The 19,759-nt window shown below is 63.6% G+C and carries 9 protein-coding genes; all 9 read right to left on the minus strand.

What is annotated here, in order from left to right:
- Positions 1-46: 46 nt before the first annotated feature.
- Entirely contained in the window at positions 47-1,411 is a 1,365-nt protein-coding gene (locus tag AAGD32_15340) for a hypothetical protein (GenBank protein MEM8875619.1), read from the minus strand.
- Positions 1,412-1,445: 34 nt separating this feature from the next.
- Positions 1,446-1,802, minus strand: a complete 357-nt coding sequence (locus AAGD32_15345) for a hypothetical protein (GenBank protein MEM8875620.1) — start codon at positions 1,800-1,802, stop codon at positions 1,446-1,448.
- Positions 1,803-1,833: 31 nt separating this feature from the next.
- A complete protein-coding gene (locus tag AAGD32_15350; protein ID MEM8875621.1) occupies positions 1,834-14,844 on the minus strand; it encodes an RHS repeat-associated core domain-containing protein in 13,011 nt (4,336 codons plus the stop codon).
- A 452-nt stretch (positions 14,845-15,296) separates the two neighbouring features.
- Positions 15,297-15,854, minus strand: a complete 558-nt coding sequence (locus tag AAGD32_15355) for a hypothetical protein (protein ID MEM8875622.1) — start codon at positions 15,852-15,854, stop codon at positions 15,297-15,299.
- A 95-nt stretch (positions 15,855-15,949) separates the two neighbouring features.
- Complete coding sequence (locus AAGD32_15360) at positions 15,950-16,225, minus strand: helix-turn-helix transcriptional regulator (GenBank protein MEM8875623.1); 276 nt, start codon at positions 16,223-16,225, stop codon at positions 15,950-15,952.
- A 1-nt stretch (position 16,226) separates the two neighbouring features.
- A complete protein-coding gene (locus tag AAGD32_15365) occupies positions 16,227-16,664 on the minus strand; it encodes a hypothetical protein (GenBank protein ID MEM8875624.1) in 438 nt (145 codons plus the stop codon).
- 205 nt (positions 16,665-16,869) lie between these two features.
- A complete protein-coding gene (locus AAGD32_15370) occupies positions 16,870-17,754 on the minus strand; it encodes an ATP-binding cassette domain-containing protein (protein ID MEM8875625.1) in 885 nt (294 codons plus the stop codon).
- On the minus strand, positions 17,751-18,752 hold the full coding sequence (locus AAGD32_15375; protein MEM8875626.1) for an ABC transporter ATP-binding protein: 1,002 nt from the start codon (positions 18,750-18,752) through the stop codon (positions 17,751-17,753). Before AAGD32_15375 ends, AAGD32_15370 begins: the two co-directional genes overlap by 4 nt.
- On the minus strand, positions 18,749-19,759 hold a 1,011-nt coding region (locus tag AAGD32_15380), incomplete at its 5' end, for an ABC transporter permease (GenBank protein MEM8875627.1). The genes AAGD32_15380 and AAGD32_15375, both read right to left, overlap by 4 nt.

The following is a 19,759-nucleotide window of genomic DNA, read 5'->3' on the forward strand; positions in this document are numbered from 1 at the left end:
CGCCAGAATAGTAATGGATTATTTCCAGTTTCATCGGATTCACTGTTCATCCCACATCAAGGTGTACATTGGATTTAAAGTTTCCTGACGGAATGCTTCTCGACTGAAATTTAACTTGGACGCCTGTATTTGAGTATGGCTGCAAGCTAATTGGATGGATATTTCTTCCTTGATCAGTTGGCTTGATGCTTGGCCCTCGAACTTGTCTCAGTCCATCTCTAGAGCGCAGGATATATGTAAATTTTGGATCCAAAGTTTCGGTGAAACCACGGCCAACAAACCGCTCGGCAAGCGTGCGTGCTTCCGCTGATGATACTCGACCAGTCACTTGCGTTAAGCCACCTTGACTTGTGAAAGCTTCGATTTTGCGCAACTTTGAGCGAAGGTTCTTCGGCAAGTATTCAACGGTCGCTCTCGCCCCTCCCGCGATGCCGGCACCGAGGCGTTCGGCGGCGGGCTGGATGGCGCGGCCGCCGTTGGAACCCACCACAACGCCCCGCGGGGTCACCGCCAAGCTGTCGAACTGCTGCACGCCCGCTCGGAAGCCCTGGCGGAACGTCGAGGCCGTCTGACCCGTCGCCTGGGCCACTCGCGTCGTCGTGTTCAGCGTTACGCTCGCACCGCGGCTCGCCAGACGCACCGTCCCCCGCGTCGCCGTGCCCAACGCCTGGCCGCCCGGCAACGGGACGACTCCCAGCTCGAACGCCCCGCCAACCCCCATATGGAAGCGTTCCTCGCCGGAGAACCGCACGTCGCCCTCCAACGTCGTGCCGCGGACCGCCCGGTCGATGTTCCGCACCCCCGCCACGTTGTAACGGAACACGCCCCACCAGCCGTGCTCCTCGTAGATCGCCTGGTTTTCACGCATCTCCCGGTCCGCCTCGTGGCGGCGGGCCAGTTCCATCTGCCGGGCTTCTTGCACCGCCAGGCCGTGGTCGTGCAGGTAGTTCCCGGCCCGTTCTAAGCCCATGTCTTGCAGGAAGTAGAACGCAGACTGCACCGGCCGGAAGCTGGTGTAACCGTGGGCCGGGCCGGTGTTCGACTCGACCGCGTAACGCAACGCCGTGCGGTTGAATTCGTACTGCTGCTGGGCGAGATTGTTCGCGACGCCCGCCGCCGTGTTCTGGTCGGTATCCCGGAGGTCGCTGATGGTTTGATTGACGACGTAATTAACCGGGCCGGCGATCGCGCCGTAATCGGACAGGATGTTCAGGCCGGTGTTGATCGCGGGCGCCACCGTGTTGCGCGCGAAGTCGGTCACCGGCGAGAAGGCGTCCGCGAAGAATTCGCCCGCCCGATCGAACAGCGAGGTCCCCGCGGCGGCCTGGTTGACGTTGCCCAGGCCCGTCGGGTCCGACCACACCGTCGGCGCGTTGCCCAGGTACCGGTACAGGTTCGGGTCCCCGAACACGAAGCCCGAAGGGTCCTCGCTTCTGAACGGTTATTTAGCGCCCAAGAAAATGTGCTACATCATCCGCTGCAGCCCATGCCTGTCCTCGAACATACTCAGACTTGTCTTGAAGACCTGACTCAATGATCTCTTTGACATTTGGCAAATTCAACTTGCCAAATCGTCTTGCCAAATGGCCGAAGCCAAGGATTGCATTCCCTCGAACATTTTCATCTTCGTGGGTTGCCAAGCGAGCACAAAGACTTTCAGCTTCTTGCAGATCAGTCGCATACATCGACACAGCAATCACGATATTGCTTAGCTTTCCTAGATCATTCTCCGCAATAGCGCCTTCGACTTCCCGTGAGGAATACCTTTGCACCGGCTCGTATTGATTGTTGTCTGCAGTCATCGAATTAAATTCATTAAAGGCACGATCAAAATTATTGATTAGTCGTGTTCCAAACAATGTAAGGGTTGAAGTGAATTTCACCCGACCTAGACACGCTAACCCCAAGGCGTTGCAGAGCATTGCGCTGGGCAGTCGACAGCTGATCCCACGATCGTACGTGCCCGTGAAAACTTCCGCCAATTACATGCCCATCCCTAATAGTATTACCCGTGCGGTCTAGAATAACGATCTCATTGTTATCAGGGTCAACACCAATTCGCCTAGGTGAGTTGGGCGAGATTTGAACGGAGTTATCCAGGGCGAATTGCCCTCGCGTTGGAGCAGGCGATATGCCGCCTCGACCAGCACGCGCTGTCCGTCCATGCTTCAACGCCGTATCAGCGACACTGAAGTGGCGGTTCGACGCGAAAGCCTCATCAAACTGGTTCGCGGCACCAGGTCCAATTCTATTGGGCAGGAATGCATCTGGCGTACGATTGACGATCGTAGGCACGTTGCGCGTGATTTGCCTTGCTCCCTGCTGGGTAAGCCCTTCAACGATACCTGGGACGCCGAATCCTAAGCCGAGAGTGAATTCTCCAATGTTCGCTAACTGGTCAGCAGTTTGGGGTGTGGCACCGAGACTTACTGCCGTTGTTTCAAGGCCTCCGTGCAAGCGGGTGTCCGCCGGACGCCCGGCGAACATACCCCGCAATCCCGCTTGGGTGTTGTCTAACCCGTTGAAAGTCAACAGCGGTCCGGCAACGAAACCGCCGAACGGTCCACCACCAAGTGTGAGGCTTACACCTGCGATCGTTTCTGCGACGCCAAAGCCTGCCTGAAGCGTGCTGCCCACCCGGGGGGCGGCAAAGTCATACACCGCTGAGGCGGCCGGTATCACCGTGTCGCTGACCGGGGTGAGGCTGGAGTCGTGACCAAGGTTGTGGCGGATGATTTGCTCGTTGAGCCTGAATTCGGCCGCGAGCGCCCCCCGGATCGTGGTGGGCCCGAGCTCAGTGAAGGGCAGGTGCCCGGGGCGAGTCGTCGGGATCAGGTCCATCGGTCGGACGGCGAACGGGTTGTGAAGGGGCAAGCCCGGATTGAAGTTCCCGCTGGCTTGATTGAGATCGTTGCTCAGCGCCAGGGTGTCGTAGAGCGAGCCGGATCGGGCCGGCTGGGAGTGGTTGGACAAGACCAGGTCGAGGCCGCCGGCGTCGCTGGTGTTGCTCGTGATCGTCGGGAACGACGACAGGTCGAACAGCGAGGTCCCCGCGGCGGCCTGGTTGACGTTGCCCAGGCCCGTCGGGTCCGACCACACCGTCGGCGCGTTGCCCAGGTACCGGTACAGGTTCGGGTCCCCGAACACGAAGCCCGACGGGTCCTCGCTGAGGAAACGACCCGACTCCGGGTCCGACCAACGCGCGTTGTGGTGAACCAAACCCGTCGCCGCGTCCTGCGTACGCCCCTGGAAGCCGAACGACAGGCCCCCCGGCGAGATCCACTCCAGCGTCGCCGGGGGGGTCACCAAGGGGGTCCCCGAGGCGTCCGGATAGCTGTGGCTGAGCACCTCGCCGAACTGGCTGAACTCGACGTGGTAGTAGAGAGCGGGGGGCGCCGCGGCCTGCGCTTGGGTCGTGCTCGTGCCCACCACGTCCCGAACCGTCCCCGCCGCGTCCGCCAGCAGCCAGAAGCCGTGAGGCTCGATCAGCTGGCTGGGGTCCACCGACAGCGGCGTGTCCGACCCCGGGGCGTACAGGTAACGCGTCGCGGGGTCCTCCGGAGCGCTGGTCGGCGTCTCGACCGCCAGCCAACGCTGGTCGCCGTGGTACAGGTATCGAGGCGAGTCCGTGATCCCCGAAGCGTCCGTGTGGCGGCGTTCGATCAAACGGTCGAACGCGTCGTACGTGTAACGCACCGTCTGCTCAACCGTCGAACCGTCCAACCCGTAATCCAGCACCTGCGTCAGCCGGCCGCGGTGATCGTACGTGAACACGCGGTCGAGGGTGCCGTCGCCGACGCGGCGGCGTTCGGTGAGTTGGCCGGCGCGGTCGTAGGTGTAGGTGTAGTCGGCGTCGGCGTCGAGGCGGTTGGACTGGGCGTCGGGGGTGACGGCCTGGCCGTTGTCGGACAGGCGGTTGCCGGCGCCGTCGTAGGTGTAGGTCTCGTCGGCGGTCACGCCGGTGCCGGTTGCGTTGATGTCGGCGTCGAGGATCTGGCCGGTGGGGTCGTAGTCGTAGTTGGTGGTGCGGGTGGCCAGGTAATCGAACTGGGTGAACGCTTCGGGGCGGTCGAGGGCGTCGCGCTCGTAGATGTATTGGGCGAGGCCGGCGAGCGAGCCGCCGGTGGGCTGGTGGAAGTGCGTGTTGCCGAAGAGCCGGCCGGCGGGGTCGTACGTGTTCTGGGTGGAGTGGGTGTAGCGGAAATCGGTGCCGAGCGTGGGGAAGACGGTGCCGTATTCGGTGAGCTCGAGCTGACCGGCGAGGTTGTAGGTGTAATCGACCGATTTGCTGTGCGGGGCCGTCTGGAAGATTTGATCGATGCGGCCCTGATCGTCGTATTCGAAGCGGGTGTGATGATCTCCGAAGATGACGTTTTCCGGGTCTTGCATCCAAACCAAGCGGTCGGTGTCGTCGTAGGCGTAGAAGAAGTAGCCGAGGTCTGATCCGGAGGCGATGGTGGCGTCGGTTTCGCGGATCCACCAAAGCCGACCCGCCGCGTCGTAAAGGTGCTTGAAGGTGTGGAACGCGCCGGCGTTCGTGCTGACGGGCGTCACGTATTCCTTGACTTCGTCGATCTGGCCGTCGTCGTAGTAGCTGTAGCCGATGCCGCCGAGGATGAGCGTGTGGCCGTTGTTGGGTAAGACGGTTTCCCACTGCTCGGCGATGCGGCGGTAGAGGTCGTCGTAGCGATACTCGGTGCGGTCGCCGTTGCGGTCGGTGGTTTGGATCAGGTTGCCGGCGTCGTCGTAGGCGTAGGTGTCGGCGTAGCCGAGGGGGTCGATAACGGCGGTCTGCCGGTCGGCCCGGTCGTAGGTGTAGGCGGTGGTGTGCCCGTTGGGGCCGGTGTAACTCGTCAGCCGGCCGACGGAGTCGTAGGCGCGGACGACGGTGTAGTCGGGGTGGCCGTTGCCGTCGGCGCCGGCGGGCAGGGGCTGGCCGGGCGCCCAGGCGGTGGCCTGGTCGTCGTTGGGGTCGACCCAGGCGTCGCCGATCTGATCGACGGTGTGCGTGAGCCGGCCGAGGTCGTCGTAGAAGGACCAGGCGGTGTGGCCCAGGGCGTCGGTGGTGGACCGCCGTTGGTCGGCGTCGTCGTAGGTGTAGCGGGTGGTGCGTCCGACGACGGCGGCGGCGGTCGCGAGGTCGGCGGGGTCGAGGGTGAGCCCGGTCAGCGTGTCGGTGCCGGCGGCGAACGCGCGGCCGTTGTTGGGATCGTTGGGATCGGCGAGGTTCACGTACGGGGCGACGTCCGCGAGGACGCGGCCGGCGTGGTCGTAGACCGTGCCGTATTCGCGGCCGAGCTCGTCGGTGGTCAAGACGATCTGGCCGGCGGCGTCGTACGTGAGCGTGACGGTGTAATCGCCGAGGTTGGTGCCGTTGTAGGCGGCGTCGGGGATCAGGTAGCCGTCGGCCCCGGGGGCGTCGCCGTCGGCCAGGCCCGCGCCGTCGCCGTTGATTTGGTGGATCGGGCGGTTGAGCGCGTCGTAGTACGTGTAGTTGCGTCGCCCTTCGGCGTCGGCGGTCCCGACGAGGTTGCCGTTGGCGTCGTAGGCGTAGCGGGTGGCGCGGCCGACGACGTCGGCGAGCGCGGGCGAAGGGCCGGCGTTGTTGACGGCACCATCGGAAAAAGCTTTACCGGCGTCGGGTTGGATATTGATCAAGTCCCCGCCCTGTGGAGCGACATCCGCGATCACCCGACCAAGATTGTCGTAGACGGTGCCGTACTGCCGACCGCGTTCATCGACAGTCAGCACGGGTTGGCCCGCGGCGTCGTAGAAGGTTTGGACGCTGTATTTATCGAAGGCCGGCGCGGTGAACTCCGCTTTCACCTCGCCGTTGTCGTCCGTTACGTCGTCGCCGGCGAGGGCGTTGATCTCACGGACCGGGCGGTTGAATCGGTCGTAGACCGTCCACGTTGCGTTGCCGAGCGGGTCGGTGACGGCGGTGAGGTTGCCGTTGCGGTCGTAGGTGAATCGCGTGGCCAGGCCGACGATCCGGTCGGCGCGGCCGGCGTCGTCGGGCGTGTGGAAGGCCCGACCGGTGACCTGATGCGGGTCCACCTGCGCCGTCACGCGGCCTTGGGCGTCGTAGACCGTGCCGTACTCCCGGCCGAGTTCGTCGACGACCAACACCACGCGACCCTGCGCGTCGTAGGCGGTCGTCGTCAAGTAGTCGTTTAGCACGCCGCCGTTGTTGAGCGTGTCGATCGGGCCGTCGAGACGGCCGTCGCCGTCGCTATCGACGGCGCTTGCCGGCGCGGCCGCATTGACCGTGTGGGTCGGGCGGTGCAGGCCGTCGTACTGGGTGTAGCGGGTGCGCCCCAGCGGGTCCTTGACCGACAGCAGGTTGCCCGCGTCGTCGTAGGTGTAGGTCGTGATCCGCGGATCCGTGGTCGCCGCGGGGACGGGGATGATGCCGTCCCGCGCGTCGGCGTGGCTCTCGAACGCCTTCCCGTTGGCCGGGTCGGGGGCCAAGGTAGCCACCACGCGGTCGAGGTTGTCGTAAACGGTGCCGTGCTCCCGGCCGAGTTCGTCGATGCTAAGCACCGCGCGGCCGCGGTCGTCGTAAATCGTCTGAACCACGTACGGCGAGAGTGATGCGGCATCCGGGGCGGCGTCGCCGATTCCGTTGCCATCGGAGTCGATCGTCTGCCCCGCCGCCTCAGCCAAAGCGTTGACGGTGTGAGTCAAACGGTCCCAAGCGTCGTAGTAGAAATAGGTCGTGTTTCCGTTGGGGTCCGTCACCGAGGCCAGGTTGCCGTTGGCGTCGTAGACGTACGACGTCTCGGGTGAAGTCAACGCGCCGGCACCATCGGGATCGGGCGCCACCTCCAGCTCCACCCGGTTGAGTTCGTCGTACTCGAACCGGGTCGTTCGCCCCAGTTCGTCGGTGGTGGTCTCGAGGTTGCCGGCCAAGTCGTAAGTGGAACTGCGGGTCGGTGCCGGGAGCGGTCCTTTGGGTTCCGCGGGATCTTCGGGATCGTCGGGATCGGGGCCGACGGTTAGGATCAGCCGGTTCTGTTCGTCGTACGTGAACCGGGTGGTGTGCTCGAAGTCCTCGGGCCCGTCGCCGCGCGGCTCGGTGATCCAGGCCAGGTTCCCGGCCGCGTCGTAGCCGTAATGGGTGTGGGACGCCGACTGCAAGCCTGCGCCGTCCGGATCGGGCGCGGTTTCGCGGGTCACGCGGCCGTTCGCGTCGTAGTCGTTGCGGTACACGTGGCCGAGCGCGTCGGCGGTGGCGACGATTTGCCCCGCGGCGTCAAACTGCGTGAGCGTGGTCTGGTCCAGGTCGTCGTCCGCTCGCGTGGTCTGCACGACTCGGCCTCGATCGTCGTAAAGGAACTCGGTTCGGTTGCCGTTGGCGTCGATCGTGGCGTGTACGCGGCCCAGATTGTCGTAAACCGTCTCGGCTTCCGGACGAGCATCCGGCCCCGAGCCATCGGGGTCGGCCGCGGTGGTCTTCCAAGCACGGTCGAGGCGGTCGTAATCGATCTGAGTAATGGCGACGTCGTCGCCGCCGGGAAGGGTGCCAAGGGTGAGCGGCGTGAGCGTCGCCCCCGTCGTGGCCTCGGGGTCGACCACGGTGTGCGTGAGGTTGCCGTTGTCGTCGTAAAGGAAACGGGTCGTCAACGCCGACAGGGCGCCCCCGCTGCCATCCGGGTCGGGCGTCGTGGTCTCGATCCGTCGGTCGGCAAAGTCGTAGCCGTACGTGGTCGTGTGGTTCTTGGGATCGGTGACCCGGACCACGTTCCCGCGCGGGTCGTACTCGGTCGTGGTGATTAGATCGTCGCCGCTATCGATCTTCTGCGTGGTTTCGATTAGTCGTCCGAATCCGTCGTAGCGATAAAGCGTCTGATGGTTGCGCTGGTCCGTCACGGAACGCAGGTCGCCATGCCCGTCGTAATCCCATTTCGTGGTGCCGCCCTGCGCGGCCGAGCCGTCAACGGGAGCCGGATCGGTCTGCTCGACCACACGCCCCAACTCGTCGTGGCGGAAGGTCGTGGTGTGGCCCCGCGCGTCGGTGACCGCCACGACGCGGCCGCCGCCGTCGGTGCGTTGACGGGTCACGGAACCGTCGGGCGAGATCGCCGCCGATCGCCGGCCGCGGCGGTCGTAGAAGAACCGCGTGGTACGCCCCAATTCATCGGTCGCGCTGGTCTGCCGACCGACGCCGTCGTATGTGAACCTCGATTCGGTTCCGTCGGCGTAAAGAACCTTGGTAACCCTGCTTTGATCGTCGTACGTGGTCTGCGTGACGAGACGCCCATCCGAGTCGGGAGACGACAACCCGCCGTCGTCGTGGACGTGAACGGCCAGCGCATTCCCACGACCGTCGTACTCAACCCGAGTGAAGGGTTGGGCTAACTCGCCGTCCGGCTTGGGGCCTTGGGTCGTTACGAGCCGACCGAAGCCGTCAAAAGCGAAACGCGTGGCGACGTCGTCGTAGCCGGAACTCGTCAGAGCGCCGGCGGCGAAACTCAGGCCCGCTTCTTCTGCCACCCCGTTCGGGCTGATCTGCGTGATCAACTCTCCGCGGCTGTTGTAGTCGTAGCGGGTAACCAGGCCGTTGCCCGTCCCGTCCTCGGAACGCTTCTCGGCGACCACCTGACCGGCGGCGTTGTAAATCAATTCGGTCCGGGCGCCTTGCGACAGCTCGACGCCGGCGTCGCTGAAACCGGGCGCATCGATCCGCGTCGGCAAACTGTCGACCTCCGCGGGCGTGCCGGCGGTCGTGTTGTACTGGTACGTGGTTTCGTTTCCTTCGGCGTCGACCCGCCGCTTCAGTCGGTAAGCAAGATTGGCCGGCTGACCGTCCGGGATGTTGACCGTGGCACCGACGGCATCGTCGGCATCGTCGAAAAACGACGAGCCGTTCCAATACTCGTGATCAAACTTCGTATCGCGACGCTGATCGCCAGCGACGCCCCTCTCTAAAATCCGGACCAGCGGCATCAGGATGAAATTGCCGCCCTCTTCGGGAACGTACCGGAGTTGGCGGTGGTATGGCCCCAAATCTGCGGTGCGGTACGCGCCGTAGTAGTAATCCGTGACCGCGCCGTACGCATCCGTATGTTTAAGCAGCACACCGGAAATGAAGTCGTCGTTAGCGCCGCCGAAGATCGTTAACGCGTCGTCGTATCCGAAGGATTCGGTGTTGCCGAACGCGTCCGTGACGCTGACGCGTTGGCCCCGATCGTTCCATTCGGCCTCGTGGTAGGTGCCGTCAGAGAAGGTTTCGCGGAGGATCTCGCCGCTTTCCGCCAGCGAATACGTCACCACGTCTCCGCTGCCGTCGACGAACGTCGTCTGCGCACCGGCAAAGTCGTCCGCGTAGCTGACGCGGTTCGCGAGGTCGTTGTCCGCTTCGTAAAGCCCGAAGCGGTACCAGAACTGCTCCTGTCGGCCGTCGGGCAGATGCACCCGCATCGCGCGGCGATTGGCGTAGTACTCGTAAGTCGTCCGGGCGAGGTCCGTAGTATTCAGAGTGGAAGGTGTTCCGCGGAGCCCTGCTTGGACCTCGTTTAACAAATACCTGCGGACGTCGTCGCTGTAGTACTTGTAATGGGTACGCTCGTCGTCGGTGCCTTGGCCGGTGCCGCCGCGAGCGGTAACCTCAGTCAGCACTTTTTCCCCAGCGATGGTTCCGAGCCGGAACCGCCACGTGCGGTCCTGAAGCCCACCGTCTGCCGAGTTGTCAGAGATATCGAGTCCGTTGGCGTCCCACGTGAACGTGAGTTTGCGATCTTCGCCATCCGCGCCGTTCGACGTCACGGCAGAGATGCGCTGGTCAACGCCATAGGTGACCTCAACCCCGTGACCGAAACCATCGGCCACCTCCGTCAACTTACCGGCGATATCAAACCGATAGCTCATGCCGTCCGGATCGACAAAGCGGAACGTGTAATCGTCGAGGCTCGCGAGCCGGCCGTAAATGGTTTCGCTTTCGTAATAGTGGCGAGTCCCGTAAACGGGGTCGCTGATCGTGCCGGCCTGTTTGAACAAGTGGCGAGCGCCGTCGCCCGTGTACCAGATGATCGAGTTGTCGGCCCCGAGCACGGGGTGAGACGCGTCGTCGTTGTAATGGACGCCGCCGCTTCGACCGAGCACCGTGCCAACAAACTCCAACCGGTCGCTGAAGCTATACGACCAACCCACGCCCAGCCCGCGGTCGCTGTCGAAATACAGGTCTCCCGCGTTGGCCCCGACCTGGTTGCTCTTGTACGTTCGGGTGAACGTGAGCGGCACGCCGAGGTTCGGGAGCGACACGTCCGTCTGCGTGTGATACACGTGCCCGTCAACGGGGTCTACCGGGTCGCCAATCAACGTGGGCTGGATCTGATCCACGCGCTGAACCGTTGCCGGCGGGATTTCGAAAAAGGCGTTGCCGCCGCTACGCCCGCCTTGGGCATTTACCGCTTCACCAAGAATGGCGTACGAAGCCTCCGTAGCAAGTGGATTGAAGTAATGGAAGGCATATCCCTCCCAATAGCTGCCGTCTGCGCCTTCCACCCGAACCGTGTCGAGTGGAACAATAGCTTCGATCCGCTCGAATACGCTTTGGTTTGCCGTTGGCTCCCGAGCACTGGGGTCATATTTTTTAAACTGGTCAATGACGATATCGATGCCGTCGTTGAACCGTTGCTCGAGAGGCGAAAGATTGCTACCGACATTTTTATATTGGTAGAGATCCTCGTAATTGTTGCTATCGGCGAGGAAGATATCCGTCCCGGACGGGTTGGTCTGGGCGGCGACCATCTGAATCACACGGGCGGTCGAACCGGCAGGCGTATTCGTGATGTCTTCGATCACCTCGTGCTCAAGACCGCTGTTCACCCAGCCTAAGGCGTCGGCTAAACCCCGGACGACGGGCGGCTCGTTGCTGAGGTCTTCCGATAGGTCGAAAACCAGCGGGTTCGGCACGTCGGCCAGCCCGATGTACTTTGTGGGCCAAGACCCGCCGGGCTGATCGACGAGGAGCTCCGCGGGCAAAATCGTGGATTGGATCGACGCGTTCTGCTGGTAGCCGTTTTCGAGTCTGGCGGTCACCGTGCCGACACCGACCGCGGACATCGTGTCGACGAATCCGGCCAAGCCCATCAATGCACGCTCGGCTTCGCGCGTCTTCCGCGCATACTCGGACTGGACCAAGTCGGTCAATCCGCCAACGATCGCGATCTCGTGGTCACTCAAGTCGCTCCGACTACTGATCGCGGTGGAGCGGCCGTCCAAAGCTTCGATCACCGCTTCGGTGTACGCTGCGCGACGATTCGCAAACGAATACTGGCTTTCTTGGCCCGCATCGACTCCGATGTTGATAACGTCATGTAAATCTCTTGCCACATCCGACGCCCTTACTACATTAACATTGGGGGCATAGGAGTAGACCCGGAACCTGAAGCCAGATGGGGCGTTCCCGGCGTTGGCATTTCGCGCATACCCCTCGCCGATCGCAATACCATCCCGCAGCAATGAGGTATAATATTCGTCGATACTGCCTAAATCAGGGTCAGACGCGTAATGGTACACCGTCCGAACGGTCCATTGATGATTTAGAAATTCCGAGACCGGCAGATAATAAAAATCTTGGTTTACCGTGCCATAATAATTGGGTTTAAAATTGTCAGTTCCCGAATAAATATCGATCGCGATCACGTGTGTCAGTGACGCTGGAGCAAAATGGCTGTCACTCGGGGTGTCGTGCGCGTTAACCCACGCCGTGCCATTGACAATAAATTGATCGAGAACGGTCTCGGCGTCTATGTCGAATAGATTGCCGAAGGTTGCGGGGGCGTAAAGCGTGATATCGCCCGCGACACCGGAAACCTCGGTCCACCCTGGGGTCGTTAAAGTTAAATCGTCGATGACTTCGGGGACAATCGGCCCGTCGTAAGCGACGTCGGCGAGGGTCAAGTCCGGATGGTGAACGCTCAGGTAGTCACGCACGCGGTCGGCGTAGAACTCCGCCGCGTTTTCGATCCGCACTTGATCGAGGAAGCCGTCGTTGTCGAGGTCCCCGTCGCCATCGGTATCTTTCGTGCCATCGATGTCGAAGACTTCGAACCGGAAGTTCGATGTGTTGTCTTGTAGATCACGGATGAAGTCCGAGGGGGCGTCCGGGAGGTTTTTGTACTTCCACGATGGGTCAAGCTGGAAGGTTTGCCCGCCGGCGTCGATCTCCAAAAAGGCGTGAGTGAACGTCACCTGGTCGCCGTTCAACGCCGGGTCGTTGTAGGCCGGGCTCATCGCTTTGAGCGCTTCGGTCATGGCGGTGGTGTTGGCAACGCCCAGCCAGCGCATCACGTCGCTTTGCTGCGCGGTGACCTTCCGGAAGCGCATGTGCAGGTCGGTGTTGTAAGTGAACCCCGCTTCTTCCAGCAGTTCTTTCAGCAGCAACGCCGTGTCGAAGTCGTTGCCCCTTCGGGTTTCTAGGGTGGCCTGAGCGCCGCGCATGAAGCCGTGGTAGATGTCCAGTTCCACGTGGTTGCGGACCCACTCGTACATGCGGGTGGGCAGGTAATACAGCCGGCGGGCCAAGTCGGCGACGGGGTCGTCGGCGTAGACCGCCAGGTCCGGGCTGGCCGAGGCCAGGTCGAGTTGGACCAACGAGCCGGACAAGACGGCGAGGGGGTTGGTGGAGACGGCAAGCGTCGGATCGTTAAGCGGATCGACCGGGTCGCGGTTGACGTATTGCAAGGCGCGGTCGGCGATCGCGTTGCCGTGCAGGCGAAGCTCACGCAGGTTCGGCAACTGGGTCAGCAGGTCGGTTGGCAGGTTGGCGACGTCGTTGTAGAGCAGGTCGAGGACTTCGACGCCGTCGGGCAGGTTTTGGATCAGGGTGGTCAATGCGGCGTCGTCAAGGCCGGCGCCTTGGACCTGCACGTGCGTGAGTTCCGAGTTGCCCGCGCTGCGGTCGATCGTCAGCAGGTTTTGCGGCGTCGTGGCCCGCTGCGCAAAGTCGGTCGGGACGAGGCGGATTTGTTGGAGGTTGGCGAGTTTGTCGATCTCGTTGAGCCAGCCGATGGCGGTCGGGTCGCCGTACAACTCGGTCACCCGGCCGAGGTCTGCGTTCGTCAGAACGTAATCGGGATCGATGATGCCCAGGCTTGCTCGGACCGCGGCACGCAACCCGGCGTCCGCGATAGGAGAAGCCGCCGTGGCGCGTTGAACGGCGACACTGTGAGCCACGGTATCGGGCGTTGAGGTCAGGTCGGTGAGCGCGACGGTAACGTTGAGAATGGGGGTCTCGGCAAAGGCGATGTCTTGCCCGCCGCGCAACCTCAATACGAATTGGCCTTGAGGCGCGCCGTCGAGTTGGACAACCTGGAATCGCTCCGCGTCGGCCCCGCTGAGTTGGAAATCGGTGGCCGCCAACGGCGGGCCGGGACGGCTGGCCTCGAGGACGGCCACATCGGTTGCGGGGGCGTTTGCGGTCTCCTCGATCACCGAAAGCTGAGGCGTGATTGTTAGGTCGCCCGTGCCGATGTCGGGATAAGTGGCGTCGTCGGGGTCGATGATCGTGTCGTTGCCACCGCCCGGATTGATCGCGTCGCTACCGGCACCGCCGTAGATGAGGTCGTCGCCGTCGCCGGCGTTGATCGTGTCGTTGCCGCCGCCGCCCCAAATAAAGTCGTCGCCGCTGGTGCCCGTGATCGTGTCGTCGGCGTTGAAGCCGAAATAGTATTTAGCGCCGATTTCATCAAAAGTTCCCTCCTCCACGTGCGGCACGTTGCTGGAGTGGCCCCAATTGTTGAGCACGAAGTTGAGGTCGCCCTGCTCAACCTGGCCACTGTTGTTGAAGTCGCCGCGGGTCCAGCCCACGTTTAGCCGGCCCCAGTTGTTGAGCACAAGGTTCAGGTCGCCCTGCTCAACTTGGCCGCTGAAATCACCGTCGCCGGTACGCGCCCCCAGAAGCCCGTGGAACAGGAAGTTGAAGTCGTGTTCATCCACCTTTCCCAAGCTGTCGCCGAAACTGAACAGGTCGGCCTCGGGGGTGTAGGGGTCTGGGTCTTGGCCTGGCTCTACATCCGCTTGGTACGCCGCGCGGACGGCGTCGATGTCGTGGCCGTCGACGACGCCATCGCCATTGACATCGCCCGCGAGATCGACCGTCGGTGCCGCAGCGGCGCTGGTGCTGGCGGCCGCGAAAAGGCCTCCGCCGTCCAAACCGCCGGTGCCATCGCTCAAACCATCCAACGTCAGAGACAACTCGGCCGAAGCGGGTTCCTGCGCCGACAGATCGCGCGTCGCGTCGAACGAAATCCGCGCACGGATATCGGTCGAGGTGTCCAAGTCGCTGAGGTCGGTCGGTTTGCCGATCGCGGTTTTCGGTTTGAATGGGGTGGCGGAAGCGCCTGGGCTTGATGAAGGAGGATTCGGCTTGGCCTTCACGCTGCCCGCGGGTTCGCCCTCTTGCCGCAACCACTCTTCGCCCGAGGCCTGACGGACCCACACTTCTTCGATGTTGCGGTACTGCACGTCCGCGTCACCAATGAACAGCACGTCGTAGCCGGGGCCACCGTCCACGTCGGCCAGGCCAGACATCGCGTAAATCCGGTCGTCGCCGGTACCCCCGGAGACCCCCACGCGTTTGGTCTGCGTCGTCTCGTCGCTCAAGACCGCCAGCCAGTCGTCGCCGCCAAGCCCCAGGAGTCGACCGGCAGAGCGCTGGGTATAGAGGAAATCGTGACCCGCGGTTCCCCGAACGGCCTGTTTTTGAGTTCCCAACTCCGCCGCGGGCCCACCGTTAACGACGGCTCCGAGTTCAGAAATCGAACCGCTGATGATCTCGCCGCCGCGTTGATTAATCCTCTCGGACAACGCCTCGCTCGAGAGCACCGCGGAAAACAAGACACGCGGCTCTAAATTCTCGAACTTCGCGGATTCATGCGGGTACGAGCCAAAGCGTGCTTGGGTATCCGGCTCAGTATCGATCTGCCGCGTGGTGTCCCGAGCGGCTTGACCAAGATCGCAAACACATTCCCCGTTAAACAGACAACTCCACCAGAACGGCATGGTGATTCCCAGTGCGGTTTGAATCTAGAAACCCGGACAAACGACGCCCCCGATCACTAAAGAAGACAAATACATCTTTATTTTACAGCCTCGCTTGACAGAAAACAACTATAATAATGAAAACTAGAGAAAAATAAGATAAAAAAATCCTAAAATATCCAGAATGTTCATCCCCCTTCAAGGTTTTGAGGCGAACCGCTGTCAAAGAGGTCCGAGACGACGCTGGCTCCGCCAGGGGGGCAAGCTGCGAGTTTAATGATGCTCGATGACTGATCGGCCGCGTTCCTTCAAACCGGGTCCGGATTTTCGGGGGATTCGGGCAATGCTTCGCGGGCCGCTTCGGGGGTGGGTTGCCAGGTTTCTTCGCCGCACCAGCTGATGAGCCACAAGACCGTGTGGCGTGTCCGCTCGCGGTGTCCCGCGGGCGTCACGACCAGTTCGCGGTGTTGCCGGAAGGCGCCCCAGAAGCTCGAGTCGAACGCGTCCCGGGTCAGCAAGTTCTGTTGTTCGTCGTATTGGCTGACCGTGCCGTTGACGAACGCGAAGAGCGGCAGGCACGCGGCGATCTCGGCTTCCACGAACTCGGCGGGGGAATCCTCGTCGGCGGCTTCCGCGAAGACGTGCAGCTCTGAATGCACGAGGGGGAAGAGGCTCACGTCGTACAACGCGTCTTCCGCCTTGGCCGCCTCGTCTGCTGTTTCGGCGAGCCGATCAAGATCGCCCACCATTTGCGGCACGCGCGAGGGCCCCCGCGGCGCGGCGGCGAAGTCGTAGTTATGGGCGGCGCAGCCCGTCATCGCGAGGCTTGCCACCAAGGTTCCGGCCCAACTGAATCGTGCGGTCATATCTATGTGCTCCATAAAAGAGGGTTGAAGGTCCGATCGATCGCCGGCCGGCGACTGCCGGCCCACGCGTGTTTGGTTTTGAGGGGCGCGTCGGCTTACGGACGTGCATCCGGATCGGCGTCGGCGTCGAGGTCGGGCTTGCGGGCGATCGAGGCGTCGTCGCCTTCGACCAGGAAGACCTCGTCCAGCGGCTTGCCGAGCGCCCGCGCTATGAGGATCGCCAGTTCGAGGCTGGGCGAGTACTTCGCCTTCTCGATGGCGGCGATGGTCTGCCGGGTGCAGCCGACCCGGTCCGCGAGCGTTTGCTGCGTCATCTCGTCGTTCTCGAAACGGAGCCGACGGATCGTGTTGGTGATGCGGAGCTTGGCCACGTCAACACTCGACCCGGTAGCTGGCGAGCCGGACGGCGTTGCCGAGCAGGTCGCCGGCTGCGAAGGAGAAGAACAACACGTTGAGCACGACGATCGTCGCCCACCCGAAGGCGAGGCCCCCGAGCATCGCCACGTATCCCAGGCAGACGACGACGAGCGTGACGCCCATCCCGCGCAGCTGGAACTGCCGGTCGCGTTCGTCGATCACGTTGTTGTTCTGGCGCTCGCGGTCCGCCATCGCGAACAAGACGTTCAAAAGGATCGTCAGCCCGATGGCCGCGGGGATGACCCACACCACCGCCCGCGCCCACACCGTCACCGCTTCGTCGCCGGCCAGGGCGCCGTCTGCGTAGAGCTGGCCGACCCGGACGACGGCGTAGCCGTTGACCAGGAGGTTGGTGAGGATGGCGACGACGGTGACTCGTTCTTGGTTGCTCATGTCGGGGGGCATGCAGAATCCGGGATACGTGTTAGGTAATTCGAACTTAATGTTATCTATGATCAACTCAATGTCAAATTTAGTTAACATAATGTTCTGGAACATTGCTCGATCGCGGGTTTCGCGTTCTCCTCGATGCGGCAAGCCGTCCTCGTCGCGCGACGCTGCGACGGAGGTTGGATGGAGCCGTGGAGGCCCGTACCGGTCAATCCGCCAAGGCGTTGGGGAGCGGTTCGAGCTCCGATTCTGAGACGCCGTCGAGATCGATCGGTTCGAGGTTGGCGTCGGGGTCGGGCAGGGGGATGGCCGAGAGCAGGCTCCGCGTGTAGAGGTGCCGCGGATCGGACCAGACCCGCTCGGTCGGGCCCATCTCGACGATGCGGGCCCGGCGCATGACGAGCACCGCGTCGCAGACCTGGCGGACCACGCTGAGGTCGTGGCTGACGAACAGGTAGGTGAGGTTCAGCTCGTCCTGCAGTTCCTTGAGCAGGTCGAGCACCTGGGCGCGGACGCTGACGTCGAGCGCGCTGACGGCTTCGTCGGCGACCACGAGCGACGGGCCGAGGATCAGCGCCCGCGCGATACCGATGCGTTGGCGCTGCCCGCCGGAGAAGGCGTGCGGGTAGCGGTTGGCGTGGCCGGGTTCGAGGCCGACGCGGGCAAGCATGGCGGCGACCTTCTCGCGGCGCTCGGACTTGTTGCCCAGCCCGTGGATCAGCAGCGGCTCGCCGACGATGTCGCCGACGGTCATGCGTGGGTTCAGCGACGCGAAGGGGTCCTGGAAGATCATCTGCATCTGCCGGCGCAAGGGCTTGAGCCGGCGTTCGGGCAGGGTCGCCAGATCGACCGTCGTCCCGTTGTGGGTGAACGCGACGGTGCCCGCGGTTGGCTGCAGGGCCCGCAGGATGCAGCGGGCGCACGTGGTCTTGCCGCTGCCGGATTCGCCGACGATGCCGAGCGTTTGGCCGGCATAGACGTCGAAGCTGACGTCGTCGACGGCTTTGAAGACCGACTTCTTGCGGCCCTTGCCGACGGGGAAGTGCTTGGACAGGCCGCGCACTTTGAGGATGCGGTCGTTGCCGGTGTTCATTGAGCCCCCCCCGCGCCCGTCGGCCAGAGCAGGAGCAGCCGGTCTTTGCCGAAACCGAAAGCGCTCGGCGACGCGTCCGGTTGGTCCGGTTCGTCGTAGCCAAAACCGTCGGGCATGCCCGGCGGCGGGTCGGCGGGTTCGAGCAGCCGCTTGGACTGCTCCTCGAAGCCCGCGTGCGGGACGGCGGCGAGCAGGCGGCGGGTGTACGGGTGATACGGCCGGTGGAACAGGTCGCGGACGCCCGCCCGCTCGACGATCCGTCCCTGTTTCATCACCGCCACGGCGTCGGCGACTTGGGCGACCACGCCCAGGTCGTGTGTGACGAACAGCACGCTCGTGTTGAGCTCGGCCTTGAGATCGTTGATGAGCCGGAGGATCTGGGCCTGCACCGTCACGTCGAGCGCGGTCGTGGGTTCGTCGGCGATGACCACGGCCGGGCGGCTGACCAAGGCCATCGCGATCACGACGCGCTGACGCATCCCCCCGGAAAACTCGAAGGGGTATTGCCGCAGCCGGGTGCGCGGCTCGGGGATGCCGACCTTGGCCATCATCTCGACGGCGAGCTCTTCCCCGGCCTTGCGGTCCCGGGTGACGTGCAGCTCGATCGCTTCGCGGAGCTGGTTGCCGATGGTGTGGACCGGCGACAGCGCGGTCATCGGTTCCTGAAAGATCATGCTGATCCGCCCGCCGCGGACGGCGAAGAGGCGTTCGTCTTTTTCGGACAGCGCCGCCAGGTCGAGCGGTGTGTCGCCGGGCTGTTCGCGGAGCAGGACCGAGCCCGACGCGATCCTTCCGGGGGGCTGGATGAGCCGTAGGATCGCGTTACCGACGGTGCTCTTGCCGCTGCCGGACTCGCCGACCAGCGCGAGCGTTTGGCCCCGGGGGAGCGCGAAGCTCACGTCGCGTACGGCGTGGGTCGTGCCGTCGATGCCTTCGAAGACGACGGAGAGGTCGCGGACGTCGAGGACCGCGTCGTGCTCGGGGGTCGGCGGATTCATCCGGGAGACGCGTAAGGGTCGGCGGCGTCGCGGAGGCCGTCGCCGACGAAGTTGAAGGTCAGCACCGTCGCGATGATGAACAGCACGGGCGTGAGCAGCCAGGGGTAATAGCGGACCGCTTGCACGTCCATGCAGTCCTGCAGCAGCACGCCCCAACTCACCACCGGCGGGCGCAGGCCCAGGCCCAGGAACGACAGCGCGGTCTCGCCCAGGATCATGCCCGGCACGCTCAAAGACAGCGCGACGATGACGTGGCTCGCGAAGCCGGGCAATAGGTGGCGGACCAGCACCCGCCCGTGCGAGGCGCCGAGCAGGCGTGCGGCGACGGCGTAGTCTTCCTCGCGCAAAGACAGGATCTTGCCCCGGACCACGCGGGCCAAGCCCGTCCAGTTCAGCAGCGCCAACACCACCGTGATCGCGAAGTACACGCGGATCGCCGACCAGTCGGCGGGCATCACGGCCCCCAGCGCGATCCACAGCGGCAGCTGCGGGAAGCTCTGCAAAATCTCGATGCCGCGTTGGATGAGGTTGTCCAGCCGGCCGCCGGCGTAGCCGCTGATCCCGCCGATGATCACGCCCAGCACGAACGTGACCGCGACGCCGATGAGCCCCACGCTCAGCGAGATGCGGGCCCCGTAAATGATCCGGCTGAGCAGGTCACGTCCGTAGCGGTCTGCCCCGAGCGGATGGAAGGCGGCCTCGATCGCCAAGCCGGCTTCAGCGAGTTCGTCGCGGTCGATGCCGATCAGCCGACGCTGCATGTGAATCAGGCCCCAGAGCCGATAGGGCTCTCCTTTCACGAACAACCCGATCGGGATCGACAGGTCGTCGCGCTGCACGTACGTCCGCCGGAGCGTGACGGGGTCGACGTGCCGCTGCATCGCGTGGGTGTGCAAGCCGTCGGCGAAGCTGAACGACACCAATTGCGGCGGGCAGTACGTAAAGTCCAGGTTGCGGGAGTTGGGGTTCTGCGGCGCGAGCGGTTCGGCGAAGATCGCGACGAGGTA

It is taken from the genome of Planctomycetota bacterium (assembly GCA_039182125.1).
Taxonomy (GTDB): domain Bacteria; phylum Planctomycetota; class Phycisphaerae; order Tepidisphaerales; family Tepidisphaeraceae; genus JBCDCH01.

Excerpts from the sequence above, each read along its gene's own strand:
- AAGD32_15345 (MEM8875620.1), bottom strand. The coding sequence starts at position 1,802 with ATGACTGCAGACAACAATCAATACGAGCCGGTGCAAAGGTATTCCTCA.
- AAGD32_15355 (MEM8875622.1), bottom strand. The coding sequence starts at position 15,854 with ATGACCGCACGATTCAGTTGGGCCGGAACCTTGGTGGCAAGCCTCGCG.
- AAGD32_15365 (MEM8875624.1), bottom strand. The coding sequence starts at position 16,664 with ATGAGCAACCAAGAACGAGTCACCGTCGTCGCCATCCTCACCAACCTC.
- AAGD32_15370 (MEM8875625.1), bottom strand. The coding sequence starts at position 17,754 with ATGAACACCGGCAACGACCGCATCCTCAAAGTGCGCGGCCTGTCCAAG.
- AAGD32_15375 (MEM8875626.1), bottom strand. The coding sequence starts at position 18,752 with ATGAATCCGCCGACCCCCGAGCACGACGCGGTCCTCGACGTCCGCGAC.